We start from the raw sequence: 26431 nt of genomic DNA, 5'->3' as shown, positions 1-26431 counted from the left end.
TCGACCGGTTCCGGCGCGGGACTCAGGCCGACACGGCAGCGCCCGACGCCTTCGTTCCGGTACCGCGGTCGCGGCCGCCGGCCAGCGTCACCGCGCCGTGGCGCTCGTCCGCGCGGGGGGCCTCCGGCGCGGCGGCGGCGCGCATCGCCGCCACCTCCAGATGCACCCAGTCGACCACCTCGGCCAGCGGCTGGTAGCCCGGCAGCATGAACTGCAGCACCTGCTTGACGCGGGGCACGTCGCTGGCGTCGAGCGCGGACTCCAGCTGCTCGAACATGCGGGCGAGTTCCGTCCAGGGCGGGCAGTCCTCGTGCGCCTTCATCACGCGCGGGTGCGGGGTCGGCAGGGCGTTGTCGCCGATGAGCAGTTCCTCGTAGAGCTTCTCGCCCGGGCGCAGGCCGGCGACGTGCAGCTCGATGTCGCCGTCGGGCCGCTGCGCGTCGCGCACCGTGCGGCCGGAGAGCTCCACCAGCCGCCGCGCCAGGTCGATGATGCGCACCGGCTGGCCCATGTCGAGCACGAAGACATCGCCGCCGCGCGCCATCGCGCCGGCCTGGATCACGAGCTGCGCCGCCTCGGGGATCGTCATGAAGTAGCGCGTGATGTCGGCGTGCGTGAGCGTGATCGGGCCGCCGGCCTCGATCTGCCGACGGAACAGCGGCACCACCGAACCGCTCGATCCCAGCACGTTGCCGAAGCGCACCATCGAGAACCGCGTGCCCGACTCGCGCTGCGCCAGCCCCTGCAGCGCCAGCTCGGCGGCGCGCTTGCTCGCGCCCATGACGTTGGTCGGCCGCACGGCCTTGTCGGTGCTCACCAGCACGAACTGGCGCACCCGGCACTCCATCGCCACCCGCGCCGTCGTCAGCGTGCCCAGCGCGTTGTTGCGCACGCCCTCGACCGGGTTGTGCTCGACCATCGGCACGTGCTTGTAGGCCGCCGCGTGGTAGACCGTGTCGGGCCGCCAGGTGCGCATGATCTCGCGCATGCGCGCGGCGTCGCGCACCGAGGCCAGCAACGGCAGCACCCGCACGCCGGTGGCCGCCTTCTCCAGCTCCTGGTGGATGGCGTAGAGCGCGTACTCGCTCAATTCCACCAGCAGCAGCGTCACCGGCTGCAGCCGCACGATCTGCCGGCACAGCTCGCTGCCGATCGAGCCGCCCGCGCCGGTCACCAGCACGACCTGGCCGCGGATGTGGCGGCCGAGCAGCTCGGCGTCCGGCGCCACCGGGTCGCGCCCGAGCAGGTCCTCGATGTCGACCTCCAGCAGGTCCTGCATGCGGACCCGGCCGTTCACCAGGTCCGCCATCGCGGGCAGCATGCGCACGTGCAGGCCCAGCGGCAGCAGCTCGTTGAGGATCTCGGCGCGGCGCGCGTGGCTGGCCGAGGGCAGCGCCAGCAGCACCTCCGTCACGCCCAGCCGGGCCGCGTTGGCCTTGAGCCAGGCCGGCGAATGGATGTTCAGCCCGCGCAGGCTGCTGCCCTGGAGCTGGCGCGAGTCGTCGATGAAGGCGCGCAGCGCCATGTCCGGGTTGTGCAGCAGCGCCCCGGCCAGCTGCCGGCCGGCGCCGCCCGCGCCGTAGATGACGACCTGCGAGCGCGCCTTGCGCCGCAGCACGCCCACGTACAGGCCGCCCAGCCAGTAGCGCGCCACCAGCCGCGAGAAGCCGACCGTGAAGAACAGCATCATCGGCACCAGCAGCCCCAGGCTGCGCGGCACCGACTGCACGCCCAGCACGGCGAAGACCAGCAGGTAGGTCCCCGCGAAGGCCCCGCAGGCCCAGGTCAGCGACATCAGCGCCGCCGCGCCGGAATAGCGAAAGATCGCGCGGTACTGCCCGGTCACCACGAACAGCGGCAGCGCCAGCGCGACCGCCACCACGACCGCGAACCATTGATCGCCCTGGATCGACGTCCAGCCCTCGTAGCGCAGGCTGAGCGCCATCCACACGGACAGCACGCAGAGCGCAGCGTCCACGGCGAGTGCCAGAGATCGTTTCACCGGCCGCGACAGACCCAGCAGGGTCCCTGCAAGTCGATTGATCACTGGAGGAAACCTCGTAGTTGAATTTCAGTCCACGATTGTCAGCCGAATGTGAAGCAACACTTCCTTTCGGCTGTTGCACGGCTGTTGAAATCTCGGGCTTTTCTTTCGAGGTCAGCTGGTGCTATTACTTTCTCCTTAACCCTTATTTCTACGTTCCTGAAACACCAGGCTCGCTCGGGCCACCAGCAGACCGACCCCGAGGCCGACGCCGTCGGCGAACAGGTCGGCCCATTCCGCCGACCGGTAAGGTGTGAGCGACTGCAACACCTCGATCAGCCCGCCGTAGGCCAGGAGCGCCGCCAGCACGGCCACCGCGCGGCCCGGCCAGCCCCGCACCCCGAGCAGCCCCAGCGTGCCGAAGCCGAGCATGTGGTTGCTCTTGTCCCAGCCGGTGGTGGGCAGGTCCGACGAGGGCGGCAGCAGGCTCAGGACGAGGATGGCGAGCATGGCCACGGCGAGCAGGATGCGCCAGGGTCGCAGGCGCGGCGGAGCAGAGGGGGTCATCGGGTCGTCCATGCCGGTCGGTCAGTGCGAGACGCCGTCGCGGCGCAGCACCTTGACGAACGTGAGCCAGAGGATGCGGACGTCGAACGCGATCGACCGCCGTTGCAGGTACTGGGCGTCGAGCCTGACCTTGTCGGGGATGGGCAGTTCGTCGCGCCCGTTGACCTGCGCCCAGCCGGTGAGTCCCGGCACCAGGGCGTCGACGCCGAGCTCGGTGCGCAGCGCGATCAGGTCGTCCTGGTTGAACAGCGCCGGACGCGGCCCCACGAAGCTCATGTCGCCCACGAGGATGCTCCAGAGCTGCGGCAGCTCGTCCAGGCTGCTCTTGCGCAGGAAGCTGCCGATGGGCGTGAGGTGCGACCGGGCATCGGTCAGCAGGTGCGTCGCGACGGCCGGCGTGCCCACCCGCATGCTGCGGAACTTGGGCATGCGGAAGATCCGGTTGCCCCGGCCCACGCGGTCCGACCAGTAGAGCGCCGGACCCGGCGACGTCAGCCGCACCAGCACCGCCACCACGATCACCGGCAACGCCAGCAGCACCGCCGCCACCAGGGCCAGCGACAGGTCGAAGGCCCGCTTCATGCCACGCCTCCGGCGGCCTTCCTCAACCCCTCGTCGAGCGACAGCGGCGGACGCCAGCCGAGCAGGTCGCGCGTCTTGGTGATGTCGACCTGCAGCGAGCCGCACAGGCGGCGCGCCACGTCGCCCTTGCCGATGCGCGCCGCGCCCCATTCGAGCCAGGACGGCGGCACCGGCAGCAGCCGCGCCGGACGGCCCAGCGCCGCGCCCATGCGGCGCAGCAGCTGCGTGGTGGAGACATCCTCGCCGTCGGACACCAGGAAGGTCTGCCCGGCCGCGGCGGGGTGCCGGAGGCAGGTCGCCAGCAGATCGACGAGGTTGTCCAGCGCCACCAGGCTGCGGCGGTTGTCCACCGCGCCCAGGGGCAGCGGCATGCCGCGTCCGAGCCACCGCATCATGGCGGCGAAGTTGGCCTTGACGCCCGGCCCGTAGACCAGCGGCGGACGCACGATGACGAGTTCCATGCCGGTCTGCGACGCCAGCTCGCGCAAGGCGCGTTCCGCCTCGTGCTTGGAAACGCCGTAGGCGTCCAGCGGCGCCGGCCGGTCGTCGGCCGTGAAGGGGCGGCCGCCCGGCGTCGATTCGCCGTTCACCTTGACCGAACTGACGAAGACGAAGCGCCCCACCCCGGCGGCCGACGCCTGGCGCGCGAGCCGCAGCGTGCCCTGCACGTTCACGCGCTGGAACTCGGCCAGCGGATCGGCCGCCGCGTCGTCGAGCACGTGGACACGCGCCGCCGTGTGGACCACCACGTCCACCCCCGCCACCAGCGCCGACCAGTCCGTCGCCGCCGTGAGTTCCCCCACGGCCGACCACCGCGGATGGCGCCCGGCCGCCGCGGACGACCTCACGCTGCCCACGGCCTGGATGCCGGGCTCGGCGTCGAGCCGGCGCCAGAGTGCGTTGCCGACGAAACCGTTGGCACCGGTGATCAGGATTTTCATGACGTGGGCGCCATTTCTTCGTAGAGGTTGAGGTGGGCGTCGACCACGGTCCGGAGGTCGAAGGCCGCTTCGGCCAGCCGGCGCCCGGCGCCGCCCATGTCGCGGCACAGCGCGGGGTCGGACACCAGCCGCTCGATGGCGTGCGCCAGGGCGGCCGCGTCGCGCACCGGCACCAGCAGCCCGGTCGTGTCGGCCTCGATGGCGTCGCGGCAGCCCGGGACGTCGGTGGTGACCACGGGCCGGCCGCAGGCGGCGGCCTCGATCAGCACCTTGGGCAGGCCTTCGCGGTAGGACGGCAGCACCACGATGGCGGCCTGCGACAGCACGTCGGGCATGTCGTTGCGGTGGCCCCACAGCTCCACGATGCCTTCGTCGGCGATGGCGTCCAGCCGCGCCTGCGTGAGGCTGGTCGGGTTGGCCTCGTCGACCGAGCCGACCAGCACGAACCGCGCGGCCAGGGCGCGCCCGCGCAGCAGCCGCGCCGCCTCGATGAACTCGCCGACGCCCTTGTCGCGCAGCAGGCGCGCCGCCATCATCACCACGGGCACGCCCGAGGGCAGCGGCGAGAAGGGATAGCCGCGCAGGTCCACGCCCGAGCCGCGGACCAGGATCGACCGCGCCGGGTCCAGCCGGCCGAACCGGCACAGGATGCGCCGGTCGTCCTCGTTCTGGAAGATCACCCTGAGACGCGGGTTCGACAGCGCGATGCGGTAGACCTGGGAGATGGCCCAGCGCCGCGCAAGGGCCACCCCGCCCCGCGCCGTAAACACGTAGCCCAGCCCCGACACCGCCGCGACCACGGCCGGCATGCCTGTCAGCCGCGCCGCGATGCCGCCGAGCAGCACCGGCTTGATCGTCACCAGATGCACCACGCGCGGCCGGAGCGCGCGGAACAGGCCGACCAGCTGGCACAGCGACGAGAACCCGTTGAGGAACGACGCCCCGTCGCGCCGGAGCCGGAGCTCGTGGACGATCAGACCGTTGCGCCGCAGCTCGTCGAGCTTGGTGGTGATGCCCGTGGCGATGTGGACCTCGTAGCCCTCCTTCTGCGCCGCCAGCGCGATCGGCATGCGGTGCGAGGTGAAGAACCAGTCGACGTTGACGACGAACAGCAGGATCTTTTTCGACATGGATGGCTACGGCCGCGCCGGTTTCGTCTGCTCGTCGAGCCAGCCCTGGAACATCAGCACGCACCAGAGCTGGTGCTGCCAGTTACGCTGGCCGCCGAGGTGTTCGGACCATTTCTGCCGCACGGCGGCGACGTCGAAGAAGCCCTCGCGCTTCAGGCGCGACTCGCTCAGCAGGTCTTCCGCCCAGGCCCGCAGGGGGCCGCGCAGCCAGCTTTCGATGGGCACGCCGAAACCCATCTTCGGCCGCTCGATCAACGCCTTGGGCACGTGGCGGAACAGCACTTCGCGCAGCGCCCACTTGGTCGTGCAGCGCCGGTCTTCCCGACGCAGCTTGTATTGCATGGGCAGTTGCCAGGCGAACTCCACGACGCGGTGATCCAGGAACGGAACGCGCGTCTCCAGGCTCACGCCCATGGCGGCACGGTCGACCTTGGCCAGGATGTCGTCGGGCAGATAGGTCTGGAGGTCGAGCGCCATCATGCGTTCGACGTCGCTCAGGCCCGCGAGCACGGACGCCGGCGCATCGAGCGCGGTGCGCGGCTCCCGGCCGCCGATCACCACGTCCTCGGGCCGCGGCCAATGCGACACCATGCCCCGGTAGAGCTCGGCCGCCGATCCGGCCGTCATGACGCCCGCGCCCTTGTGCAGCTTGTCGCCCACGTTCGCCCAGCGGCGCGAAAGCGGCGTGCCGGCGGCCAGACGGTTCAGGCGCTCGGGCGACACGGCCGTCAGCGCGCGGGCCAGGCCGTGCCGCATCGGCCGCGGCACGGCCGACAGCTTCTTCCACAGGTTCGCCGTCAGCATGTAGCGGTTGTAGCCACAGAACAGTTCATCGCCGGCATCGCCCGACAGCGAGACCGTCACGTGGCGGCGCGCGAGCTGGCTGACCAGGAACGTCGGGATCTGCGACGAGTCGGCGAACGGCTCGCAGTACAGGCCCGCCAGGTCCGGGATGACGGCCAGCGCCTGTTCCGGCGAGACGTACATCTCGGTGTGCTCGGTGCCCAGGTGCGAGGCGACCGCCTTGGCGTGCTCGGCCTCGTTGTAGCCGGCCTCGTGGAAGCCGATCGAGAAGGTCTTGACCGGCCGCGCGGCCTGCGACTGCATCAGCGCCACCACGGTCGAGGAATCGATGCCGCCCGACAGGAACGCGCCGAGCGGCACGTCGGCCATCATCTGCCGGCGCACGGCGTCCTTGAGCAGCACCTCCAGCGCATCGACCGCCTCGCCGGGGCCGCCTTCGAACCGGTGAGCCACGCCCTGCTGCGCCGCCGCGACGGTCGACCAGTAGGTCTGGAGAACGGGCTCGGGCGCGGTCTGCGACACGGTCAGCAGGTTGCCCGGCAACAGCTTGTGGATGCCCTCGTAGATGGAATGCGCGCCGCCCACGTTGTTGTGCCGCATGAACAGGCACAGGGCGTCGCGGTCGATCGCCGCCCCGAACGCCGGATGCTGGCGCAGGGCCTTCAACTCCGAACCGAACAGGAACACCGCCGCGCGGCCCGTGCCCTGCCAGCCGTAATAGAGCGGCTTCTCGCCCATGCGGTCGCGCGCGAGCGTGAGCGTGCGCGACTGCCGGTCCCACACGGCGAAGGCGAACATGCCGATGGAGCGTTCGACCGTGGCACGGATGCCCCAGGCGTCGAAGCCGGCCAGCAGCGTTTCGGTGTCCGAATGCCCCCTCCACGTGGGAGCACGGCCTCGTGCGTCCAACTCGTCGCGCAGATCCGTATGGTTGTAGATCTCGCCGTTGAACGCGATGACATACCGGTTCGATGTCGAGGTCATCGGCTGCGCGCCCGCTTCGGACAGGTCGACGATCGACAGGCGCCGATGTCCCAGACCGATGGCGGCGTCCGCGTCCAGCCACTGCCCCTCGGCGTCGGGGCCGCGCCTGGAAATCGCATCGGTCATGGCCTTCAGGTGTGGTGAAGCGGTATCACCCGACCATTGCCCTCCTAGGAAACCCGCAAATCCGCACATGTCCGGCAGTCCTCTCTGTTCCGGCAGGCACAGCCACGCCGGGAATTTTCTTGTTTGTTCATCGAATACGCGCGATGGAAAATCGCCTGTCGGCACACGGCCCGGTCCGATCCGCTAATTCGGCATGCAAGCCTTCCACACCTGCCGGTAACGCTCGCACATCACTTCCAATTCGAAGTTCGCCATGATGTGAGAGCGGCACGCGGATTTGAGGCTTCGCCAGTCTTCCCGGCTTTTCAGGAAGCTCGCGTGGGCTTGCGTCAATCCGTCCGCCAGCGCTCCGGCGTCCTGCGGTGCGACCACCCATCCATGCGCCCCGACGATGACGGCGGCGTCCCCCACGTCGGTCGTCACGCACGGGATGCCGCAGGCCATGGCTTCCGCCAGGACATTTGGGAACCCCTCGCCCAGACTCGACAGCACATGGACGTCCATCGCGTTCATGACGGCCGGAATGTCGCTGCGAGGTCCGAGCAACCGGACGTCGCCTGAAATACCGGCTTCCTCGATCCAGCCGCGCAGCGTGTCGTTCGCCGGCTCCATGTCCACGCCGACGAGAAGGCAGGTGAATTGCACGCCACGGCGCTTGAGCAAGCCCAACGCCCGGATCAGGTTGCGATGGTCCTTCTGGACATTGAAGCGCGCCACCATGCCCAAGACGAAAGCATCGGCCGGAACGCCCAGCTCGGCGCGAATGCCATGCCGCGCGGACGCGTCGGGCTTGAGACGCTCCATGCTGTAGCCATTGGGAATCTGCACGAATTTGTCGGCCCGGTAGCCTGCCGCCTGATGCAGCCGCGTCGCCTGTTCGGAACAAGAGACGATTTTCCTGGGCACCCATCGCGACAAGCGCGCGCACATGCGGACCACACGCAAAGTGCCGCCGCTGTTGTGAGCGGGATCGAGATTGGCTTGTCGAATGCCCCAGACAACGGAATCGACACCCGCCACGCGCGCGACGATGCCTCCGATCAGATCGGAGTGGTACATCCATGTTTGGACGATGTCAGGTTTTATTTTTCTTATAAGACCAAACAGCTTAATAAGTCCTGATGAGGTGACTCGACCGCGCGGGAAATTCAGACAATCCACGGGCACGTCGATATGTTCTAGTCGAGCGGCATATAGACCTCGATCCGTAAGCGAAATCACATGATGCCGGATGTCGCTTGCGCGATCGAATTCGATTAAACGCGACAAAACGGCTTCCGCCCCGCCATTGCTTAGACCAGTGATTATGTGCAAAACTTTTTTCATTCCCATCCGGGGATTCAATTCAACTCTTTGCGAAATTCCGTTGGCTATCAAAATAAAATACTTTTGCGCAAAACTCAAACAGACAAGTCACTCTATAGTTTTGATTTCAAGAGAGCCAAGCAGCCACATGTTTCAATTGGCTTTTTCCCGAAACGGCAAGGCATCGTTGAAATCAGCTTAAATCTGAGATTTGAGAATCTCCGAAAGCTGCAGACCTATTATATTTTTTGCGTATCTCGCTTCAATCAAACTGCGGCCAGCCTCACCCATATTCTTCGAAAGTTCAGAGCTTTCAAGTAGCGACGAAATTGCTTCTATCCACTCATGGTCGTTTCTCGGACCAAATCCACAGTGCGCTTGGGACAGCACCTCCAAATTCATTCCCACTGGTGAAACCACAACAGGGATGCCTACAGACATGTATGTGAGCATCTTAAAACTGCATTTGCCCTTGGCCCATAGATCATCTTCGAGCGGCATGATTCCAATGGAAAAACTCTGCAACGCAGAAACTTCTGTATCAGCAGCCCACGGTTCGTAGATCACTCTTTTTGCCGGAAGCAATTTGAATTCAGGTGGTCTGTCGCAAATAATTTTCAGGATGGCAGCAGGAAACCTTTGCAGTAATTTGAGTATCGATTTCTCGATCCTATAAAGGTATTTGAGGCCAGAAGAAGATCCAGACCAGCCGATCACCTGAAAATCCTGGTTTCTACTCGTGCACGGAGCAAAACGCACAGCGTCGACTGCAGTAGGCAAAACCTTTACATTTCCGTACCGCGAGAAATGATCAGCCAAGAAATCATTTCCACAAATTATCAATGATGAAGCGCGAGCGATCCGATCGGCACTAGCACCGCGCGGACCCAAAAAAATTGCGTCATCAACATCGAAAACGAAAGGAGCCTTCAACCACGGTTCCATCGTCGTCAAAGTTGCTGTTAGATTTCTTTGAAGAAATCGCAGATCATATTTATTCGCCCTTTGTACCCTAAGAACATTTTCAGCAAGTGAACAAGCAAGCCATCCTGCTCGGATCACCTTATTGGGTGGCGCATAAGCACCAAAGTAACTATGCGCCTCAGTGACCTCCAAGCCCGAAGCTTCAAGGTCCACCTGATATTGCTGCCATCGGAACCTTGTGCTGGGAACTGATTTCCCCTGTGTTAGAGCTATTACTCGTCTTTTTTGCGAATACACGTTTTGAGATCAGATAGATAAAAATGATTTTAATAAAGAAATACAAATTCATTCCATAAGCATCGGAAAAAATCGACAAGGTACAGGCCGAGAAAAGAAATCCAGCCAGCAGCAAATGCATCAAGGAATTATTTGCATGGACATGGTGAAAAGCAGACCATAGACCATAAACCCAGAAAAAAAATATAATTCCAATCCAACCGTAGTTCGGATATATCGAGAAAAATACCGAATAAACGTTGCCAATATCACCGTCCCTCGTAAAGCTCATATAGTCTTGATGGAGCACAGGCAAGACGCACATTTCCACTTTCGAAAGGATTTGGCAAAAAAATATCAATGCATCCCAACTTGGATTGATTGCTACTGGATTTTTTATATATTCAGAGAAAAGAATCGGGCCTTGCATTAAATAATTTGCAAATCCCACCAAGGATTGCAGCAGAACAGCAAATAATCCCTCATCTAAAGTGGCGTCGATCTTCCCCACCAGCAAATTACCTGCTACCAGTACCGCCATGAAAGCAAGTGCGAACACTGCAATTGCGCGGATGGATATCCTTTTTCCTTGCGCCAGATAGATGTAGATGCAGCATAGGAGCAGCGTAACGATTCCACTGCGACCATTCACATACACGTTAATCACCAGCCATGGAACAGTTATAAGCAGAAAGGCAATTATTCCTAATTTTCGCTGAATCCATCCAACCAAAAGAATAGGGACGAAAAACAGTCCAAGCGTCAAGTAATTCCCGACCAAAAAACCTACTTTTTCCTCACCACTTACGGAAGCTTCACGAAGCCGGTATGCGGACGCATAAATATCTTCTGAATTTTGAGTGATCGAGCTGATTTCATCGAACGAGATCGGGATCATCACCGCATGAAGCAGAATGCAAAAAATCAGGATCTTTCTATAATCAATCTGATAGTCGACCTGTCCTGAATAAAAGCTTTTTCTTTTGATCTGAGCCAGCGATCCAGCTATGTAGAAAATTACGCCGATAAGGATTATCAACAAGGCTTCCAAGCCAATTTGGAAATAACCAAAAGGCTGCGAGATTCCAATCGCCATTAAAACAAGACCCCAAGTCATGGTGAAAACCACGCTCGGATGCAAACCGTCCTTCACAACGCTCTTTAGAACGAGGGAAATCAGCAGAAGGAATGCGCCAGCCGCAAGACTTACAACCATTTTATGTACTTGCGTTAATAGATTTGAGTTTTTTGGCGAATGCCAATTGAACGCCGCCCAAATTAATCAAAACGGCGGAAACAAGGTATGCCCCCAAACCAACAGTCAGTTTAAGAAACATATGAATTTCAGCCGTATCTTGATTGACAGGAAAGAAACTCATAGAGGCGACTATGCAGCCAAAAACAGCAAGCGCCCTTAGAACATCTTTGAAGGAGACTGAATATATTTCAAGCCTTCGACCAAACCACCAACTTGCACAAGCTCCTAGAAAAAAAGCGATCGCAGTGGAAACCGCCGCCCCTAGAACGCCGAGCATTGGCAGCAAGGCAACAGTCAAGATCACATTAAGAAGAGCCATTGCGATGGTAATTCGCAACTGCAAATGAATCGTTTTTTCCAACTGAAAAGCAACGTCAAGGAAAAAGCTTTTAATGCACCCTATGGTTATGGCGATAACAACCCAGGGCATTATCAATGAAGCATCGTGGCGTAAAGCAGGGCCGAATACTATCTGAGATATCTCAGATGACCAGCCGATAAATAAACCAGCAATCAATGGCGCCCCGATGAGCAAGGCATTTGATAACGGCAGCACTGCTCGTTTCGCTTCGACCGCACGACCTTTTTTCCAAGCATTCATTATGCTTGGAAACGAGGCCAAAAATAGAACGTTGGCCAAGGCACCGATTACTTGCTGGGTCAGATCATATGCTGCAGCGTAAGGAGCTACCGCCGCCGCTCCCAACATCAACCCGATGATGAATCGATCCGAAACATCAAGCACCATCATTGCCAAATACGTCAAAGTCAATGGCAATCCATAACGCACCAGATCTGCACGCAACAGTCGATCTTCTTTTTCTCTCGCTGGAAATCGGATTATTTTAAATGCCAGAACAACAACTGCTGTCGCGACTGCAATCCCCAGTACCGCTCCGGTGCCGCCAAAGCCCCAGTAGCTCGCAGCGATTGCCATAACAAAAGCAAGAAGACTTCGTGTCGTTGAGAGCAACCCATAGTAAACGGGCCTACTCGCAGCATTTGCGATTTGCAATCCGATGCTGTGCCCTCCCATGGCGATGGCACCAACGAATATCGCCATTGCCAATTGAGAGTTCATTTGACCACTCCCTGGCAACATTACAAATACTGCCAGGACAAGGAGGCCGATTCCGGTCGCCCAAAAAAACAACCGCATGACTTCGTTGAGCAAAACGTCCGAACGACTCGAATGCTCTGCGTAAAATCTCGCCATGGATACTGCGATCCATTGAAACAGAACAGACCCAAAAAATGCGATTGCAGAAATTCCAAGTGCATAGACACCATACTCTGCCGCACTTAAAAGCCGCGACAGAACATAAAAGCTTGCAATCGCAACAACGCCATTTAGCAATCTCACAATCAAATATATTAGAGAATTCTTTAACATTATTTGATGTAAGCTACAGCTCTTTTGAGAATTGAGCTACTGGATCTGCAGAAGTGCGAGCCATTTACGAAATATGGTGTAAGGCAGGCGGAGTCATCGATTGGCAATGTACCAAGGCAATGCCTTTTCAATCCCTCGGCTTATATCGAAAAGCGGCTCATACCCTATCAGTTCTCTTGCTTTTTCAATGGCGGCCTGACTGTGCCGCACATCACCCTCTCTAAAATCGCGATAGACCGGCTCGGAAGAAATTGGAACGCCGCTTTTTATAAGATTGTTTTTGATCAGAAAGAACAACGAGTTCAGAGTAGTTCTGTCGCCTACTGCGACGTTGTAGATCTGGTTCTTTGATTTTTGGCTCTCGCTCGTGGCTGCCAGCAGATTTGCCTGCAACGCGTTTTCGATGAAACAAAAGTCCCGACTACTTTCGCCGTCGCCGTTGATATAGACCGGTGCGCCGTCAAGCAGTGAAGAAGTCCACTTCGGAATGACCGCCGCATAGGCCCCATTGGGGTTCTGCCTCGGGCCGAAGACGTTGAAGTAGCGCAGGCCGATGGTCTTGAAGTCGTAGCAACGGGCGAACACGTCCGCATAGAGCTCGTTGACGTATTTCGTCACCGCGTAGGGGCTCAACGGCTTGCCGATGACGTCCTCCACCTTGGGCAGCGCCGGGTGATCGCCGTAGGTGCTGCTGCTGGCCGCGTAGGTGAAGCTGGTGACCTTCGCGTCGCGCGCGGCCACCAGCATGTTCAGGAAGCCGCCGATGTTGGTCTCGTTGGTGGCGATGGGGTTGGCCAGGCTGCGTGGCACCGATCCCAGCGCGGCCTGGTGCAGCACGTACTCCACGCCCTCGCAGGCACGGTGGCAGTCGTCGAGGTTGCGGATGTCGCCCTCGATGAAGTCGAAGCGGCGCCACTGCTCGGGCGTGACGAGGCCCTGCACCTCGTCGAGGTTGCGCTGGAAGCCGGTCGCGAAGTTGTCGAGCCCCACCACGCGCTGGTCGAGCCGCAGCAGGGTCTCCAGCAGGTTGCTGCCGATGAAGCCGGCGACGCCGGTCACCAGCCAGGTGTGCGGCTCGTCGGGCAGCCGCGCTTTCAGTCGTTCGTAAGCCGTCGTCATCTGGGGCGGTCCGGTCGGGTGCGGGGGGTGGTTCTCACAGGCGTCCGTCGGCGGCGCCGAGCGGGAACAGGCTCTTGACGTCGAACAGCACCGCCTCCGGCTTGCCGAAGGCCTTGATGCCCGCCTCGCCCAGCGTCACGAACTGGTGGTGGCTCACCGCCAGGACGACGGCGTCGTAGGCGCCGGCGGCCGGCGGTTGGCGCAGGCACGTCAGGCCGTACTCGTGCTCCGCGTCCTCGACGTTGATCCACGGATCGTAGACGTCGACCTGGGTGTTGTAGCCCCTGAGCGTGGTCACGATGTCGACCACCTTGGTGTTGCGCACGTCGGGGCAGTTCTCCTTGAAGGTCAGGCCCAGCACCAGCACCTTGCTGCCCAGCACGGGCAGGTTCTTGCGCAGCATCAGCTTCACGACCTGGTCGGCCACGTGGCTGGCCATGTTGTCGTTGATGCGGCGCCCGGCCAGGATGACCTCGGGGTGGTAGCCCACCTCGACCGCCTTGTGGGTCAGGTAGTACGGGTCCACGCCGATGCAGTGCCCGCCCACCAGCCCGGGACGGAACGGCAGGAAGTTCCACTTGGTGCCCGCCGCCTGCAGCACCTCCAGGGTGTCGATGCCCAGGCGGTGGAAGATCAGGCTGAGTTCGTTCATCAGGGCGATGTTCACGTCGCGCTGCGTGTTCTCGATCACCTTGGCGGCCTCTGCCACCTTGATGCTGCTGGCCTTGTGGGTGCCGGCGGTGATGATCTCCCGGTACAGCCGGTCCACGGCTTCGGCCACCTCCGGCGTGCTGCCGCTGGTCACCTTCTTGATGCTGGGCAGGCGGTGTTCCTTGTCGCCGGGGTTGATGCGCTCCGGGCTGTAGCCGCAGAAGAAGTCGACGTTGAATTTCTTGCCGCTGAAGCGTTCGAGGATGGGCACGCAGACCTCCTCGGTGGCGCCCGGATAGACCGTGGATTCGAAGATCACGACGGCGCCCTGGCGCATGACCTTGCCGACGGTCTCGCTGGCCTTGACCAGCGGCGTCAGGTCGGGGCGGTTGGCGTTGTCGATGGGCGTGGGCACGGTGACGATGAAGACGCCGCAGTCGCGCAGGTCGTCGCCGTGCGACGTGAAGGACAGCTGCGATGCGGCCTGCAGTTCCTCGGCCGTGGTCTCCAGGGTGCGGTCGTGCCCGGCCTGCAATTCGGCGATGCGCCGGGCATCGATGTCGAAGCCGACGACCGGGCGCTTTTTCCCAAATTCCGCCGCCAGCGGCAGTCCGACGTAACCCAGTCCGATGATGGCGATGGGCGATGAGTGGCTGATGTCGTTCATGGATGATGAATTGGAGGAAATTGAATCCGTGGCCCGGCGATGGCCGTCGGCTATTGCTGCGCGGCGCTGCGGATGCGCGGCATCTGGTCCTCGAAATAGGCCAGGCCGGCGCGGTCGAAGTTGAAGGTCCGGTCGAGCATCGACACGTTCGCGCCCACGCCCTGGGTGGTGTTCAGCACGTTGGACTGCTCGCGCACCACGGTCTCGATGCCGTAGGACCAGCGCGGATTGCCCACCACCTGCACGGGGTAGGTGGGCGACATGTCCTTGCGCGGGGTCAGCGGGATGGACAGCTCGATGCCGGCCGACGTGCGCCCCTGGGCCGCCCATTCGAACTTGGTGTGGCGCACGTAGAGGCTGACGGCGACGTCGTCGAACCACTGCTTGATGCCCACGCGCACGCCCCGGTCGTTGTAGAGGAACTGGCCGGCGGCGGCCTCGAAGTAGGTGCGCGTGGGCGTGAAGGCGTAGCGGTAGTTGGCCAGCGCGGTGCGCGAATTGATCGGCAGGTTGGGGTCGTAGTACGTCACGCGCTGGAAGCGCCCCGCCTCCACGCCGAACTTGTGCCGGCCTTCGCCCGGCTCCCAGCGCAGCTCGCCGTAGTGGCCGCGGTAGTTGGCGTCGATGCGGCCGGTGGCCACGTGGGCGGTCAGGGCGGCGGCGCCCCAGCGCTCGGCGGCCTGGCGCACCTTCTCGGGGTTGCGGTGGTCGCTGCCGCCGGTGACGCGCACGAGCTGGCCGAGCAGGCTCTCCACCGGCACGCGGAACATCTGGTGGACCATGTAGCGGTCGGTCTGGCTGACGAAGCGGCTGTCGCCGAAGACCTGGCCGGGCTTGTAGTCGTTCGATTCGTGCAGCGGCGTGTTGCCCGCCACCTCGGCCCAGGCGCCGCGCCACAGCGGCTGCTGCAGCATCGCGCGCAGGGCCAGCGAATGGTCGAACACGCCGTATTCGGTGGCGACGGCGCTGCGCAGCACCGGCTGCAGGATGACGCGCGGCGTCGCCCAGCTCGGCGCGCGGCCCTCGACCACCCAGCGGGCGTCGGCCAGCAGGGTGTCCAGCGCGGTGGTGCCGGGGGTGTAGAGCTGGCCGGCGGTGCAGCGCGGCGGGCCCTGGGCGATCCATTGCGCGAGGCAGTCGGCCTGCCCCGTCACGCCGACGATGGCGAGCTGGCGCTGCGTCAGCACCAGCCGGTAGCCGGCGCGCTGGCCGGCGAGCTGGCGCGCGATCACGCCCAGCGCCACGCCCAGGCCGTCGGCCGTGTTGGCGTTGTAGGTGGCGTTGTTCAGTCGCACGGCGATGGCGCCGTCTCCCGCGCGGCCGACGGCGATGTCCTCGAAGCCCTTGGCGCGCAGGGCCTCGCCCAGCGCCACGAGCTGCGCGTCGGCGACCGGGGCCACGGCCGGGAGGACGGCGTCGGTGCGGGCCATGGCGTCGGCGGCGGCCTGGGCCTCGGCGCTGATGCCGATGCCCGGCGGCGCGATGTTGACCAGCGCCGACGGCGGCGGCTTGGCCTCGACGACCCGGGGGGCGAGGTCGGCCACCAGCGGGGTCTCCGAGGCCGGCAGGCCGCGCGTGGAGAACGCCGGGCGCGGCGCCGCGGCGCCCTCGCCCTGCGTCGCATGCGATGCGGGCGCCGGCGCGGCGGTCGGCACCTTGAAGAGCGGGATGTTCAGCCCGACGCTGACCCAGCCGCGCGCCGAGCCCTGCGTGCCGCCGCCCGGCACGGCGATGCGGTCGTCGCCGTGCAGGCGCACGTTGGCGCCGACGTGCGCCTGCCAGCCGGCGGGCAGCCACGTGGCCGGCGCGTAGACGCGGGCGCCGGCCCAGGCCTTGCTGTCGGCGTATTCGACGTGCGTCTGCAGCCACGGCAGCGGGCGATAGGCGGCGCTGGCGAAGGGGCCGTCGAGCGGCGTGCTGACGTTGGCCGCGCCGCGGCGCCGCGCCAGGCCGGCGGAGAGGTCGAGCTGGTCGACCGGGCGGTACGTGAGCACGCCGTAGACGGAGCGGAAGTTGCCGGTCTGCCCGCCCAGGTCGGTGGCGCCGGCGGCGATGTGCCAGCGGTTGTCGCGGTCGAGCGGCGCGCCGGCCTTGAAGTTGAACGAGAGGTCGCGCAGGCCGCAGTTCTCGGTGTAGCAGTTCACCCCGAGCGTGTTGGCGGCGACGCGGCCGGAGATTTCCAGGTTGGGCAGCAGGCCGAAGCCGGCCACGACGTTGTGTCCCCCGGTGCCGTGGGTGCGGTCGACCGGCGCGCCGACGACCTCGTTGTCGTAGGCCAGCCCCAGCGTGCCCCATGGCAGCAGCGGCGCCGTCGGCGTGACCGACAGGCCGGACATGCCGCTGGCGTTGAGCGTCGGCGCGAGCTGCGCGACCGGCTGGGCGAACACGGGCGCGATCGCCCCCACGAGACCGGGCCACACCAGCAGCGCGCCGACGGTGGCCTTGACCCGGAACACGCCGGTTTCACAGGAGGGTGACATGGGACGGACGGACAAAAGAAAAAGGGCAGCTTCGGAGCTGCCCTGGAAGGCTCATCGATTCGGCGACGCGTCCTCAGCCGCCCGTGCCGCCCGTGCCGCCGGTTCCGCCGGTGCCACCCGTGCCGCCCGTGGCCGTGCCGCTCGCCGGCGTGGCCAGCAGGTCGCCGGCCGCCTTGATCAGGGCCAGGATGGTCGTGCGCAGGCTGCCGTCGGCGTTCTGGATCGTGGCGGCGAGGTTGTCGAGCACCTTGTCGAGATCGGAACCGACGACGAAGGTCTGGCCCTCGAAGTTGCCGGCGGCCGCCAGCGTGGCGGTGGCCTGGGCTTCGGTCTGGCCGGAGGCGATCAGTTGCGCCTTGATGACGTTGAGCACCGAGTTGCGGAAGCTGGCGACGGCCGTCGACGACGACACGTTGGCGGCGAAGGTGCTGTCGCCCCGGATCTTGGAGATGAACTCCTGCAGCGTGAACGACGCCGAGCCGCTCACCGAGGCGGCCAGCACGGTCTGCACGAGCAGGTCGGTCAGGGGCGTGAAGTTGGCCGTCGAGTTGGTGAACAGGATGCCGCGATAGACCAGGGTGCCGGCCGTGGCCGTGCCGACGCACGGGTAGACGACGGCGGTACGGCTGGTGGTGAAGGTGCCGTCCGCGGCGGACGTGCCGGTCAGTTCGGCACCGTTGGCGCAGGACAACTGGATGGTGGCGTTCGCGATCGCGGCGCCACGGGCGACCGTGCCATTGACCGACACGCCGGCACCGGCGCCGTTGCTGCCGCTGCCGCCGTCACCGCCGCCACCACCACCGCAGGCCGTCAGCGCCAACGCGGCCAACGCGGGAACAGCGATCTTGGCCACTGCCGATTTCGAGAATGATGAAATCAATGTACTGCTCCAGTAAAACAAACAATCAATTGGCCAACTGCAATTACATCTTTAGTATTACATTGACAGTTGGTAACGTTTTGAGTGGGCAGTGTATCAGTAGGAATTCACGAAAAGAGCGAGTTTTAGACGGAGTAATTCCAAATATGGGAACTGTGGCGAATTGGTAACGGCAAATCGATATGCTGGAGATCCAAGACGCGTACATTGGTATGCACCTCTTCTCTTTCTGGAAATGGATCTCTCATGGCCCCGGCAACGATGCAGACCCGCAAGCAGGTTTCAGCCCGCCTTTCCCTGAAAGCCGACATGGCGGCACTGGAGCGTGAACGACTGCGACAGGCCCTGCCCCTGACCATGGAGCGCCTGAAGCAGCGTCAGGCCGACCTGATCGACAGCGACGACATCGACGCCTACGTGGCGTTGAACTGGCTGGAATGGCACGGCGGCGGTCTTCGATTGACCATCACCGGACGCAACGTCCGCGCGCAGGTGGCCCAGGCCCCCGTCTTCACCGAGAGCCACTGAACCCAACGAAAAAAGCGCCGACATGTCGGCGCTTTTTTCATGGAACCGCGCGGGCGGCCCGTCGTCGTTTCATCTCGACAGGACGATCTGCGCGATGACGCCGGTCGCGATGGCGGCGAGCGCGAACTCGCCGCCGACGCCGATCCACTGGTAGCCGCGCGGCGGCGGCTGCAGCTGGTAGGCGCGGTAGTCGTTCACGACGTAGTTGCGGCCCCGGTACTCGGGCGGCAGGCGGCCACCGCGCCGCCATTCGGCCGGACGGGGCTCGTAGCCGCGGCGGTCGAAGTGCCGGCCGTCGCGGAAGTCCTGGCGGTCGTAACGGTCGTGACGATCGTGGCGATGGTCGTCGCGATCGTCGCGGCGATCGGCGCGCCGGTTGTCGTGGCCGTTGTCGAAGCGTTCCTTGTGATCGGGCGGACCGCGCCGGTCGTCGCCGCCCGGGCGTCCCTGGGCCATGGCGCCGCCGGCGGCCATGCACAGGGCCAGCGCGGCCACGGCCAGGCGTTGCATGCGCCGGCCGGAGGGGCGAGCGCTCGTGCGGGTGTGGTCTGAGGCGTTCATGAGGGGGCGTCCTTCTCGGGTGCTGCGTGATGCGGAAACTCCACTGTGCGGCCCGCGTGTATCGACCGGACGGTCGACGGGTGCGCACGAGGTGAAGGCTGTAAGCAGACGTAGCCTGGGGCCTCGCACCACCGGCGCGTGTCGGTCAGGAGGCCGCTTCGTTTCGCGCCATGCGCTCGCTCTTCCAGTAGACGTCGTCGCCGTGTCGGCCGTCGCTGTCCGGCATGCGGTTGAGCACGCGCGCGAGCACGAACAGCAGGTCGCTCAGGCGGTTGAGGTAGTGGCGCAGCGCGCCGTTGATCGACTCGTCGGCGCCCAGCGCCACGACGGCGCGCTCGGCGCGCCGCGCCACCGTGCGGCACACGTGCGCCAGCGAGGCGGCGCGGGTGCCGGCCGGCAGGATGAACTCGGCCAGGCGCGGCAGGTGCGCGTTGTGCTCGGCCAGGGCCTCGTCGAGCTGCAGCAGGGCCTCGGCCTTGAGCAGCGTGTAGCCGGGCATCGACAGTTCGCCGCCGAGGTTGAAGAGCTGGTGCTGCACGTCGACGAGCAGCTCGCGCACGGCATCGGGCATCGGCTCGCACAGCAGCACGCCGATGTTCGAGTTGAGCTCGTCGACGTCGCCCATGGCGTGCACGCGCAGGTGGCTCTTGGGCACGCGGGTGTTGTCGCCGAGGCCGGTGCTGCCGTCGTCGCCGGTGCGGGTGGCGATCTGCGTGAGGCGGTTGCCCATGGGTTGACTCCGATGAAAGGTTGGGAAGCGGTTCATAGAATGTTAGACCGCCCGCGCCGTCGTCGCGGACTCCCTCCTCTTGAGGACATCGCCATGAACGCTCCCGCCGCCCTCTCCCACCTGGCCCCTCCCGTGGCCGCGCAGCGCGAGGTCCCGGCCGCGCTGATCGATGCGCTCAAGGCGCGCTTCGCCGAGCGCTGCTCGACCGCCCTGGCCGTGCGCACGCAGCACGGGCGCGACGAGTCGTCCTTCGAGTTGCCGCCGCCCGCGGCGGTGGTGTTCGCCGAAAGCACGCAGGACGTGGCCGATGCCGTGAAGCTGGCCGCCGACCACGACGTGCCGGTCATCCCCTTCGGCGTCGGCTCCTCGCTCGAGGGCCACCTGCTGGCCGTGCAGGGCGGCATCAGCATCGACCTGGGCCGCATGAACCGTGTGCTGTCCATCGACGCCGACGACCTGACGGTGACGGTGCAGCCGGGCGTGACGCGCAAGCAGCTCAACGACGAGTTGAAGAGCACCGGCCTGTTCTTCCCGATCGACCCCGGCGCCGACGCCTCGATCGGCGGCATGACGGCCACGCGCGCCAGCGGCACGAACGCGGTGCGCTACGGCACCATGCGCGAGAACGTGCTGGCGCTGGAGGTGGTGACAGCCGCCGGCGAGACGATCCGCACCGGCACGCGGGCGCGCAAGTCCTCGGCCGGCTACGACCTGACGCGGCTGATGGTGGGCAGCGAGGGCACGCTGGGCGTGATCACCGAGATCAGCCTGCGCATCTACCCGCTGCCCGAGGCGGTGTCGGCCGCGATCTGCTCGTTCCCGAGCATCGAGGCGGCCGTGCGCACGACCATCGAGATCATCCAGCTGGGCGTGCCGATCGCGCGCGTCGAGCTCATCGACGCGAACACGGTGCGCATGGTGAACGCCTACGCGAAGCTGGGCCTGCGCGAGGAGCCGATGCTGCTGATGGAATTCCACGGCTCGCCCGCCGGCGTGAAGGAGCAGGCCGAACTGGTGCAGGAGCTGGCCAGCGGCCACGACGGCAACGCCTTCGAGTGGGCCACCACGCCGGAGGAGCGCACGCGCCTGTGGACGGCGCGGCACAACGCGTACTTCGCCGCCATCCAGTCGCGTCCGGGCTGCCGCGCCATCTCCACCGACACCTGCGTGCCGATCTCGCGCCTGGCCGATTGCCTGCTCGAGTCGGTCGCCGAGGCCGATGCCAGCGGCATCCCCTACTTCCTGGTCGGCCACGTGGGCGACGGCAACTTCCACTTCGGCTACCTGATCGACCCCGACGACGCCGCCGAGCGCGCCCGCGCCGAGGCCCTGAACCATTCCCTGGTGATGCGCGCCATCGCCCTGGAAGGCACCTGCAGCGGCGAGCACGGCATCGGCCTGCACAAGATGGACTTCCTGGTCACCGAGGCCGGCGCCGGCGCGGTCGACGTCATGCGCGTCATCAAGCGCGCGCTCGACCCGAAGAACATCATGAATCCGGGGAAGATCTTCGCGCTGTAGCCGCGCCGCGTCGAGCGGTGCGTTCGCATGCACGGATCGCGTCTTCGTGCATCCTCAAACGGAGGGAGACGGAGCGGCCATTCACGTCGTCGAGCGACGGTCTCGGACATTAGAGTGGGGATCGTCCAAGACCTCCACGCCGCATCGTCCATGACCGGTCACCGCTGTTCCATCGTCTTGCTGGCATGCGCCCTGACCGCCTGCGCGCAGCCTCCGGCACCCTCGCCGCCCGCGCAGCCGGCCACGGTGCGGATCTGCGACGACACGGGCTGCTCGGACCGGCCACGCGCCGGCGGGAGTTTCGATCCGTCGGCCGGCACCGATCCCGAGGAGGCGCACCGCATCGCCGCCCTCACCGAATTGGCCAACAAGGACCCGCGCGCCGCCTACGACCTGGGCCTGCGCTATTTCCGCGGCGACGGCGTCCGGCAGAACAGCTACCAGGCCATCCAGTGGATGCGCAGCGCCGGCGAGCGCGGCGACCTGCAGGCGCAATCGGCGCTGGGGCGCTTCTACCTGATGGGCCTGGAAGAGATGGGCTCGGACCCGGCGGAGGCGGAGAAGTGGCTGATGATCGCCGCCGGTCGCGGCGACCGGGAAGCCCGCGTGCTCCAGGCGGAGGCCAGCGCCGCCAAGCTGCGGAGCCAGTACGCGTACCGCGCGTGGGTCGATGCGCGCCGCGCCGGCTGGTACGGCTACTGGTACAGCGGCTATCCCTATTACTGGGCCTGGGGCGGACCCAGGGGTTGGTACTACCGCTATTGAAGTCCCTCCCCGGGCCCCTCGTCGTTTCCCTCGCCAACGAAAGCCATCGTCATGAAGAACACCCTCGTCTCCCTGCGCTGCACCGCCCTGCTGGGCATCCTGGCCCTGGGCGGCTGCGTCACGCCCGGCGCCGGCGGTCTGGTCTCGACCGGCACCAGCCCGACGGCGGTGACCGGCGGCGCGGCCGGCGGCAGCAGCGTCGGCGCCAATTCGAGCCTGGAGCGCTGCAGCGAGTCGCTGGGCACGCTGGCGGTCGACGACGGACGCGGCAAGGCGTGGTACGCGAGCTTCGGCGCCGCGACCAAGGTCACCTCGATCGAGCCTTTGCTGCGCGTCGCCGTGCAGCAGTCGAACTGCTTCGTCATCACGTCGATCGGCAATTCGCGCACCGACACCGTCATCAGCGCGATCACCCAGCAGCAGCGCAATTCGGGCGAGTTCCGCGCCGGATCGAACCAGCAGAAGGGACAGCGCGTGGCGGCGGACTATTTCATGGAGCCGTCCATCGTGGTGGACAACAGTTCCACCGGCAAGCTCGCGGGCGCATTGGGCGGCTTCCTGGGCCCCGGCGTGAGCCGCATGGCGGGTTCGCTGGAAACCAAGTCGTCGGTCGTCACGCTCAGTCTGTTCGACATCCGCTCCAGCGTGCAGGTCGCGGTCTCCGAAGGCAATTCGACCGCCACCAACTACGGCGCGGCGCTGGGTGCCTTCGGCGGCGGTGCCGCCGGCAGCCTGAGCGGTTTCTCCAGCACGCCGGAGGGCAAGGCCACGGTGGCGGCCTTCATCGACGCCTACAACAGCATGGTGGTCTCGCTGCGCAACTACAAGGCGCAGGAGGTGCGCGGCGGCCTGGGACGCGGCGGCGTGCTGAAGGTCGGGCAGTGACGGCCACGTCCGTCTGAGGTCGCGGCCGGCACCGGCCGGCGGCCGTCAGGCCGGCATCTTGCGGATGCGCTCGATGAGGCCGTTCAGGGCATCCATCGAGCCGAAGTGGATCGCCAGTTCGCCGCTCTCCACGACCCGGTTGCCCCGGTGCTTGGTGCGCTTCTTGATGCGCACCTCGACGGCGGAGGTCAGCAGGTCGGCCAGTTCGCGTTCCACCTGCTTCAGGTCGCCCGACTTCTCCTGCGGGTCCGGCGCGGCGCGGCGAGCGTCGGCGCCAGGGGTCGTGCCGAAGTCGGCGGCGAGCTTCTTGACCAGGGCCTCGGCCTCGCGCACCGACATCTTCTTGGCCGCGATCTGCGTCGCCGCCGTCACCTGCGCGCCGCGGTCGAGCGCCAGCAGGGCGCGCGCGTGACCCATGTCGAGGTCGCCGGCCATCAGCATGGCCTGGGCCGGCTCGGCGAGGTTGAGCAGGCGCAGCAGGTTGCTGGCGGCGCTGCGCGAGCGGCCGACGGCCTGCGCGGCGGTCTCGTGGGTGAGGCCGAATTCCTCGATCAGGCGCTGCAGGCCCTGCGCCTCCTCCAGCGGGTTCAGGTCCTCGCGCTGGATGTTCTCGATCAGCGACATGGCCGCCGCCGCCTCGTTGGCGACGTCGCGCACCAGCACCGGCACGCTGTCGAGCCCGGCGAGCTTGGCGGCGCGGAAGCGGCGCTCGCCGGCGATGATCTCGTACTCGGCGTGTTTGAGCGCAGCCAGGTCGGGCTCGAGCCGGCGCACGAGGATGGGCTGCATGATGCCCTGCGCCTTGATGCTCTCGGCCAGTTCGTAGAGCGCGCCTTCGTCCATGCGGGTGCGCGGCTGGTAGGCGCCGGCGACCATCTGGTCGAGTCGGAGGACGGAAGGATCGATGCGCGCGCCGTTGGCGGCCGGACGGCCGTCGCCGGCCCGGGCGGCGCCCGTCGAGCCCGTGGTGCCGTCATCCTCGTCGCCGCTGTCGGCGACGGCGGTGCCGGCGTTGAAGGTCGGGCCCAGGAGGGCTTCGAGTCCGCGGCCGAGGCCCTTGAGTTTCTTGGTAGCCATCGAGGTCAGTGCTCTTTCAGGAAATCGTTCAGCAGTGCACGGCCCTCGGGCCAGTCGCCCAGTCCGGAGTCGTGATTGAGGTGGCCGGCGTGGGTGCCGGCGGCGCCCTCCGCTGGGGCATGGGAGGCGTAGCGGATGTCGGCGGCGTCGACGAAGCGGGCGCCCCAGTCGACCGCCAGCCTGCGGGAGCGCGCGACGTCGCAGTACGGGTCGTCGTCGGCGGCGATCACCAGCGACGGAAACGGCAGGCGCTGGCGCACGATGGGCGCCCAGCCGGGGATGGTCTGGCGCAGGTCGTCGCGCTCCAGGTCGGCGGGCGCGACGAGCAGCGCGGCGCGCACCTTGCCGGTCTGGCGCGAGTGCGCGGCCCAGGACGCCACCAGCAGGCAGCCCAGGCTGTGCGCGACCAGCACGACCGGCGACGGCGCGGCCAGCACTTCCTCCTCCAGCCGGATCGACCAGTCGCCGCGCAGCGGACGCACCCACTCGTGCTGCTCGACGCGGCGGTCGCCATGCAGCGCCTCCCAACGGCTCTGCCAGTGCGCGGGACCGCTGTTCTGCCAGCCGGGCAGCAGCAGCACGGTCGTGTCGGCGGACGGCGCCATGGTCACGCCGATTCGGGCGTCGATGCCGCCGGCTTGGCGGCGGGTGCGGACCTGGATGCCGGCGCGGGCCTGGCGTCGGCGGCAGGCGCGGGCTCGGCGGATGACGCGGCGTCGACGACCGGACCGGCATCGCCGTCGCGTGCCTCGCCGCCCCGGTCCGCTTTCTTCGCCTTTCCGGCGGAAGGCGACGTCGCGACCGCCGAAGGAGCGCCCGACAGCGGCGCGAACATGCTGGCCGGCGGCATCTTCTCGACCAGTTCGCTGGCGAAGGCGACGAAGGCCTGGCTGCCGCGCGCCGAGGGGTCGAACACCACGCCCGGCAAGCCGTAGCTCGGCGCCTCGGCCAATCGCACGTTGCGCGGGATGACGGTGTCGAACACCTTGTCGCCGAAGTGCGCCTTGAGCTGCTCGCTGACCTGCTGCTGCAGGGTGATGCGCGGGTCGAACATGACGCGCACCAGGTTCACGATCTGCAGGTTCTTGTTGAGGTTGGCGTGCACCTGCTTGATGGTGTTGACCAGGTCGGTCAGGCCTTCGAGGGCGAAGTACTCGCACTGCATCGGCACGATGACGCCATGGGCGGCGCACAGGCCGTTGAGCGTGAGCAGGTTGAGACTGGGCGGGCAGTCGATGAGGACGAAGTCGTACTCGCCGCCGACGGCGGCCAGGGCGGTGCGCAGGCGCTTCTCGCGCCGGTCCAGCGCCACCATCTCGACCTCGGCGCCGGCCAGCTCGCGGTTGGCGCCCAGCACGTCGTAGCCGCACTTCTCGGACCGGATGCGCGCCTCGGCGACCGAGGCCGATTCGAGGAGCACGTCGTACACGGACAGCTCCAGCTGGCGCTTGTCGACGCCCGAGCCCATCGTGGCGTTGCCCTGCGGATCGAGGTCGATCATCAGCACGCGCTGGCCCACCTTGGCGAGTCCGGCGGCCAGGTTCACGGTGGTGGTGGTCTTGCCGACACCGCCCTTCTGGTTGGCGATGCAAAAAATCTTGGCCATGGCTTGCTCGATGTCTTTCGGTGCGTACGGGAACGGGGAGATGGGGAACGGGAAAACGGTGGGTCAGCGGCTGATGGCGAGCTTGATGCCGAAGGCGATCAGGAACACACCCGCCAGCTTTTCGAGCGTGGTCTTGACGCGCGGATTGGCGCGCAGGCGCTCGGCCAGGAAATGCGTCAGCAGCGTGGCGGTCAGGCCGTACAGGAAGGTCAGTACGGCGATGGTCAGCGCCATGACGGCGAAGGTCGTCAGGCCCTGGTGGCGGGCCGGATCGACGAAGAGCGGAAAGAACGCCATGTAGAACACGATGGCCTTCGGGTTGAGCAGCGTGATGAACAACGCCTGGCGGAAGAACTGGCGCGGGCGGATGTGCAGGATGGGCGCATCGCCCGGCTTGGCGCGCAGCATCCTCAGGCCCAGCCAGCCCAGGTAGACGGCGCCCAGCCACTGCACGGCATGGAAGGCGGTCGGATAGGCCGCCAGCAAGGCAGCGACACCCGCCACGGCCAACCACATCAGCACCTGGTCGCCGGCGATGACGCCGAGCGTCGCGGCCAACCCGCCCCGGATGCCACCCTTGCCGGTCGACGTGACCAGTGCCAGGTTGCCCGGCCCGGGAATCAGCAGGAACACGATGATGGCCGCCACAAAGGCGCCGTAGTCAGCGATGCCGAACATGGGATTTTC

At 65.5% G+C, this 26431-nt stretch carries 23 protein-coding genes and 1 pseudogene; 4 read left to right on the top strand and 20 right to left on the bottom strand.

From position 1 onward, the window contains the following. Positions 1-22: 22 nt before the first annotated feature. The 14 genes from ABID77_RS13830 to ABID77_RS13765 form a co-directional block, all read right to left on the bottom strand. A complete protein-coding gene (locus ABID77_RS13830; protein WP_429596694.1) occupies positions 23-2047 on the bottom strand; it encodes a polysaccharide biosynthesis protein in 2025 nt (674 codons plus the stop codon). Between the two features lie 135 nt (positions 2048-2182). Further along, positions 2183-2551 carry a VanZ family protein gene (locus ABID77_RS13825; protein WP_429596691.1) on the bottom strand — a complete coding sequence of 123 codons (369 nt, stop codon included), beginning with the start codon at positions 2549-2551 and terminating at the stop codon, positions 2183-2185. Positions 2552-2572: 21 nt separating this feature from the next. Next, positions 2573-3133, bottom strand: coding sequence for a sugar transferase (locus ABID77_RS13820; RefSeq protein ID WP_429596689.1), 561 nt, complete (start codon positions 3131-3133; stop codon positions 2573-2575). Beyond that, complete coding sequence (locus tag ABID77_RS13815; protein WP_429596686.1) at positions 3130-4074, bottom strand: UDP-glucose 4-epimerase family protein; 945 nt, start codon at positions 4072-4074, stop codon at positions 3130-3132. The genes ABID77_RS13820 and ABID77_RS13815 overlap by 4 nt, the downstream gene beginning before the upstream one ends. Further along, positions 4071-5204, bottom strand: coding sequence for a glycosyltransferase family 4 protein (locus ABID77_RS13810; protein WP_429596684.1), 1134 nt, complete (start codon positions 5202-5204; stop codon positions 4071-4073). Before ABID77_RS13810 ends, ABID77_RS13815 begins: the two co-directional genes overlap by 4 nt. A 6-nt stretch (positions 5205-5210) precedes the next feature. Further along, on the bottom strand, positions 5211-7187 hold the full coding sequence (gene asnB, locus ABID77_RS13805; RefSeq protein WP_429596681.1) for an asparagine synthase (glutamine-hydrolyzing): 1977 nt from the start codon (positions 7185-7187) through the stop codon (positions 5211-5213). Positions 7188-7301: 114 nt separating this feature from the next. Beyond that, positions 7302-8522 carry a glycosyltransferase family 4 protein gene (locus ABID77_RS13800; RefSeq protein WP_429596678.1) on the bottom strand — a complete coding sequence of 407 codons (1221 nt, stop codon included), beginning with the start codon at positions 8520-8522 and terminating at the stop codon, positions 7302-7304. A gap of 99 nt (positions 8523-8621) precedes the next feature. Beyond that, a complete protein-coding gene (locus tag ABID77_RS13795; RefSeq protein WP_429596676.1) occupies positions 8622-9560 on the bottom strand; it encodes a glycosyltransferase in 939 nt (312 codons plus the stop codon). Beyond that, positions 9550-10839, bottom strand: coding sequence for an O-antigen polymerase (locus ABID77_RS13790; protein WP_429596673.1), 1290 nt, complete (start codon positions 10837-10839; stop codon positions 9550-9552). Before ABID77_RS13790 ends, ABID77_RS13795 begins: the two co-directional genes overlap by 11 nt. A 1-nt stretch (position 10840) precedes the next feature. Next, positions 10841-12274 carry an oligosaccharide flippase family protein gene (locus ABID77_RS13785; protein ID WP_429596670.1) on the bottom strand — a complete coding sequence of 478 codons (1434 nt, stop codon included), beginning with the start codon at positions 12272-12274 and terminating at the stop codon, positions 10841-10843. 93 nt (positions 12275-12367) lie between these two features. Continuing rightward, positions 12368-13393, bottom strand: a complete 1026-nt coding sequence (locus tag ABID77_RS13780) for an NAD-dependent epimerase/dehydratase family protein (protein ID WP_429596667.1) — start codon at positions 13391-13393, stop codon at positions 12368-12370. Positions 13394-13427: 34 nt separating this feature from the next. Further along, complete coding sequence (gene tviB / locus ABID77_RS13775; protein WP_429596664.1) at positions 13428-14711, bottom strand: Vi polysaccharide biosynthesis UDP-N-acetylglucosamine C-6 dehydrogenase TviB; 1284 nt, start codon at positions 14709-14711, stop codon at positions 13428-13430. A 50-nt stretch (positions 14712-14761) separates the two neighbouring features. After that, entirely contained in the window at positions 14762-17191 is a 2430-nt protein-coding gene (locus tag ABID77_RS13770; RefSeq protein WP_429596661.1) for a YjbH domain-containing protein, read from the bottom strand. A 73-nt stretch (positions 17192-17264) separates the two neighbouring features. Then, positions 17265-18044, bottom strand: coding sequence for a hypothetical protein (locus ABID77_RS13765; RefSeq protein ID WP_429596658.1), 780 nt, complete (start codon positions 18042-18044; stop codon positions 17265-17267). 273 nt (positions 18045-18317) lie between these two features. Here ABID77_RS13765 and ABID77_RS13760 point away from each other — a divergent pair, with 273 nt between their 5' ends. Continuing rightward, positions 18318-18599 (top strand): hypothetical protein, encoded by a 282-nt coding sequence (locus ABID77_RS13760; protein ID WP_429596655.1) that lies wholly within the window; start codon positions 18318-18320, stop codon positions 18597-18599. 69 nt (positions 18600-18668) lie between these two features. Here the strand turns inward: ABID77_RS13760 and ABID77_RS13755 are convergent, their stop codons facing one another. Together ABID77_RS13755 and ABID77_RS13750 are read right to left on the bottom strand one after the other, a co-directional pair. Continuing rightward, entirely contained in the window at positions 18669-19160 is a 492-nt protein-coding gene (locus ABID77_RS13755; protein ID WP_429596652.1) for an RcnB family protein, read from the bottom strand. Between the two features lie 145 nt (positions 19161-19305). Continuing rightward, positions 19306-19890: a cob(I)yrinic acid a,c-diamide adenosyltransferase gene (locus tag ABID77_RS13750; RefSeq protein ID WP_429596650.1), complete on the bottom strand. Its 585-nt coding sequence runs from the start codon at positions 19888-19890 to the stop codon at positions 19306-19308. A 93-nt stretch (positions 19891-19983) separates the two neighbouring features. Between ABID77_RS13750 and ABID77_RS13745 the strand changes: the two genes are divergently transcribed. The 3 genes from ABID77_RS13745 to ABID77_RS13735 all read left to right on the top strand — a co-directional run bounded on the left by ABID77_RS13745 (position 19984) and on the right by ABID77_RS13735 (position 23061). Next, positions 19984-21411 carry an FAD-binding oxidoreductase gene (locus ABID77_RS13745; RefSeq protein ID WP_429596647.1) on the top strand — a complete coding sequence of 476 codons (1428 nt, stop codon included), beginning with the start codon at positions 19984-19986 and terminating at the stop codon, positions 21409-21411. Positions 21412-21561: 150 nt separating this feature from the next. Beyond that, positions 21562-22176 carry a tetratricopeptide repeat protein gene (locus tag ABID77_RS13740; RefSeq protein ID WP_429596644.1) on the top strand — a complete coding sequence of 205 codons (615 nt, stop codon included), beginning with the start codon at positions 21562-21564 and terminating at the stop codon, positions 22174-22176. Positions 22177-22227: 51 nt separating this feature from the next. Next, complete coding sequence (locus ABID77_RS13735; protein ID WP_429596641.1) at positions 22228-23061, top strand: hypothetical protein; 834 nt, start codon at positions 22228-22230, stop codon at positions 23059-23061. Between the two features lie 45 nt (positions 23062-23106). On the opposite strand, the gene ABID77_RS13730 is transcribed toward ABID77_RS13735, so the two are convergent. The 4 genes and pseudogenes from ABID77_RS13730 to ABID77_RS13715 all read right to left on the bottom strand — a co-directional run bounded on the left by ABID77_RS13730 (position 23107) and on the right by ABID77_RS13715 (position 26422). Next, entirely contained in the window at positions 23107-24138 is a 1032-nt protein-coding gene (locus ABID77_RS13730) for a ParB/RepB/Spo0J family partition protein (RefSeq protein WP_429596636.1), read from the bottom strand. 5 nt (positions 24139-24143) lie between these two features. Further along, positions 24144-24743 carry an RBBP9/YdeN family alpha/beta hydrolase gene (locus tag ABID77_RS13725; RefSeq protein ID WP_429596633.1) on the bottom strand — a complete coding sequence of 200 codons (600 nt, stop codon included), beginning with the start codon at positions 24741-24743 and terminating at the stop codon, positions 24144-24146. A gap of 242 nt (positions 24744-24985) precedes the next feature. Then, positions 24986-25744, bottom strand: a pseudogene (locus ABID77_RS13720) (ParA family protein); the annotation flags it as partial. Between the two features lie 63 nt (positions 25745-25807). Beyond that, a complete protein-coding gene (locus tag ABID77_RS13715) occupies positions 25808-26422 on the bottom strand; it encodes a LysE family translocator (protein WP_429596630.1) in 615 nt (204 codons plus the stop codon). Positions 26423-26431 lie beyond the last annotated feature (9 nt).

It is taken from the genome of Variovorax sp. PvP013 (assembly GCF_050435945.1).
GTDB lineage: Bacteria > Pseudomonadota > Gammaproteobacteria > Burkholderiales > Burkholderiaceae_C > Variovorax.
This window is presented reverse-complemented; position numbering and strand designations above follow the sequence as displayed.

What these genes read in the sequence shown, in the direction of transcription:
- ABID77_RS13730 (WP_429596636.1), bottom strand. Translation starts at nt 24,138, where the DNA reads ATGGCTACCAAGAAACTCAAGGGCCTCGGCCGCGGACTCGAAGCCCTC.
- tviB (WP_429596664.1), bottom strand. Translation starts at nt 14,711, where the DNA reads ATGAACGACATCAGCCACTCATCGCCCATCGCCATCATCGGACTGGGT.
- ABID77_RS13785 (WP_429596670.1), bottom strand. Translation starts at nt 12,274, where the DNA reads ATGTTAAAGAATTCTCTAATATATTTGATTGTGAGATTGCTAAATGGC.
- ABID77_RS13815 (WP_429596686.1), bottom strand. Translation starts at nt 4,074, where the DNA reads ATGAAAATCCTGATCACCGGTGCCAACGGTTTCGTCGGCAACGCACTC.
- ABID77_RS13725 (WP_429596633.1), bottom strand. Translation starts at nt 24,743, where the DNA reads ATGGCGCCGTCCGCCGACACGACCGTGCTGCTGCTGCCCGGCTGGCAG.
- ABID77_RS13780 (WP_429596667.1), bottom strand. Translation starts at nt 13,393, where the DNA reads ATGACGACGGCTTACGAACGACTGAAAGCGCGGCTGCCCGACGAGCCG.
- ABID77_RS13760 (WP_429596655.1), top strand. Translation starts at nt 18,318, where the DNA reads ATGGCCCCGGCAACGATGCAGACCCGCAAGCAGGTTTCAGCCCGCCTT.
- ABID77_RS13790 (WP_429596673.1), bottom strand. Translation starts at nt 10,839, where the DNA reads ATGGTTGTAAGTCTTGCGGCTGGCGCATTCCTTCTGCTGATTTCCCTC.
- ABID77_RS13735 (WP_429596641.1), top strand. Translation starts at nt 22,228, where the DNA reads ATGAAGAACACCCTCGTCTCCCTGCGCTGCACCGCCCTGCTGGGCATC.
- ABID77_RS13750 (WP_429596650.1), bottom strand. Translation starts at nt 19,890, where the DNA reads ATGGGCAACCGCCTCACGCAGATCGCCACCCGCACCGGCGACGACGGC.
- ABID77_RS13825 (WP_429596691.1), bottom strand. Translation starts at nt 2,551, where the DNA reads ATGACCCCCTCTGCTCCGCCGCGCCTGCGACCCTGGCGCATCCTGCTC.
- ABID77_RS13740 (WP_429596644.1), top strand. Translation starts at nt 21,562, where the DNA reads ATGACCGGTCACCGCTGTTCCATCGTCTTGCTGGCATGCGCCCTGACC.
- asnB (WP_429596681.1), bottom strand. Translation starts at nt 7,187, where the DNA reads ATGTGCGGATTTGCGGGTTTCCTAGGAGGGCAATGGTCGGGTGATACC.
- ABID77_RS13770 (WP_429596661.1), bottom strand. Translation starts at nt 17,191, where the DNA reads ATGTCACCCTCCTGTGAAACCGGCGTGTTCCGGGTCAAGGCCACCGTC.
- ABID77_RS13820 (WP_429596689.1), bottom strand. Translation starts at nt 3,133, where the DNA reads ATGAAGCGGGCCTTCGACCTGTCGCTGGCCCTGGTGGCGGCGGTGCTG.
- ABID77_RS13755 (WP_429596652.1), bottom strand. Translation starts at nt 19,160, where the DNA reads ATGAACGCCTCAGACCACACCCGCACGAGCGCTCGCCCCTCCGGCCGG.
- ABID77_RS13745 (WP_429596647.1), top strand. Translation starts at nt 19,984, where the DNA reads ATGAACGCTCCCGCCGCCCTCTCCCACCTGGCCCCTCCCGTGGCCGCG.
- ABID77_RS13810 (WP_429596684.1), bottom strand. Translation starts at nt 5,204, where the DNA reads ATGTCGAAAAAGATCCTGCTGTTCGTCGTCAACGTCGACTGGTTCTTC.
- ABID77_RS13715 (WP_429596630.1), bottom strand. Translation starts at nt 26,422, where the DNA reads ATGTTCGGCATCGCTGACTACGGCGCCTTTGTGGCGGCCATCATCGTG.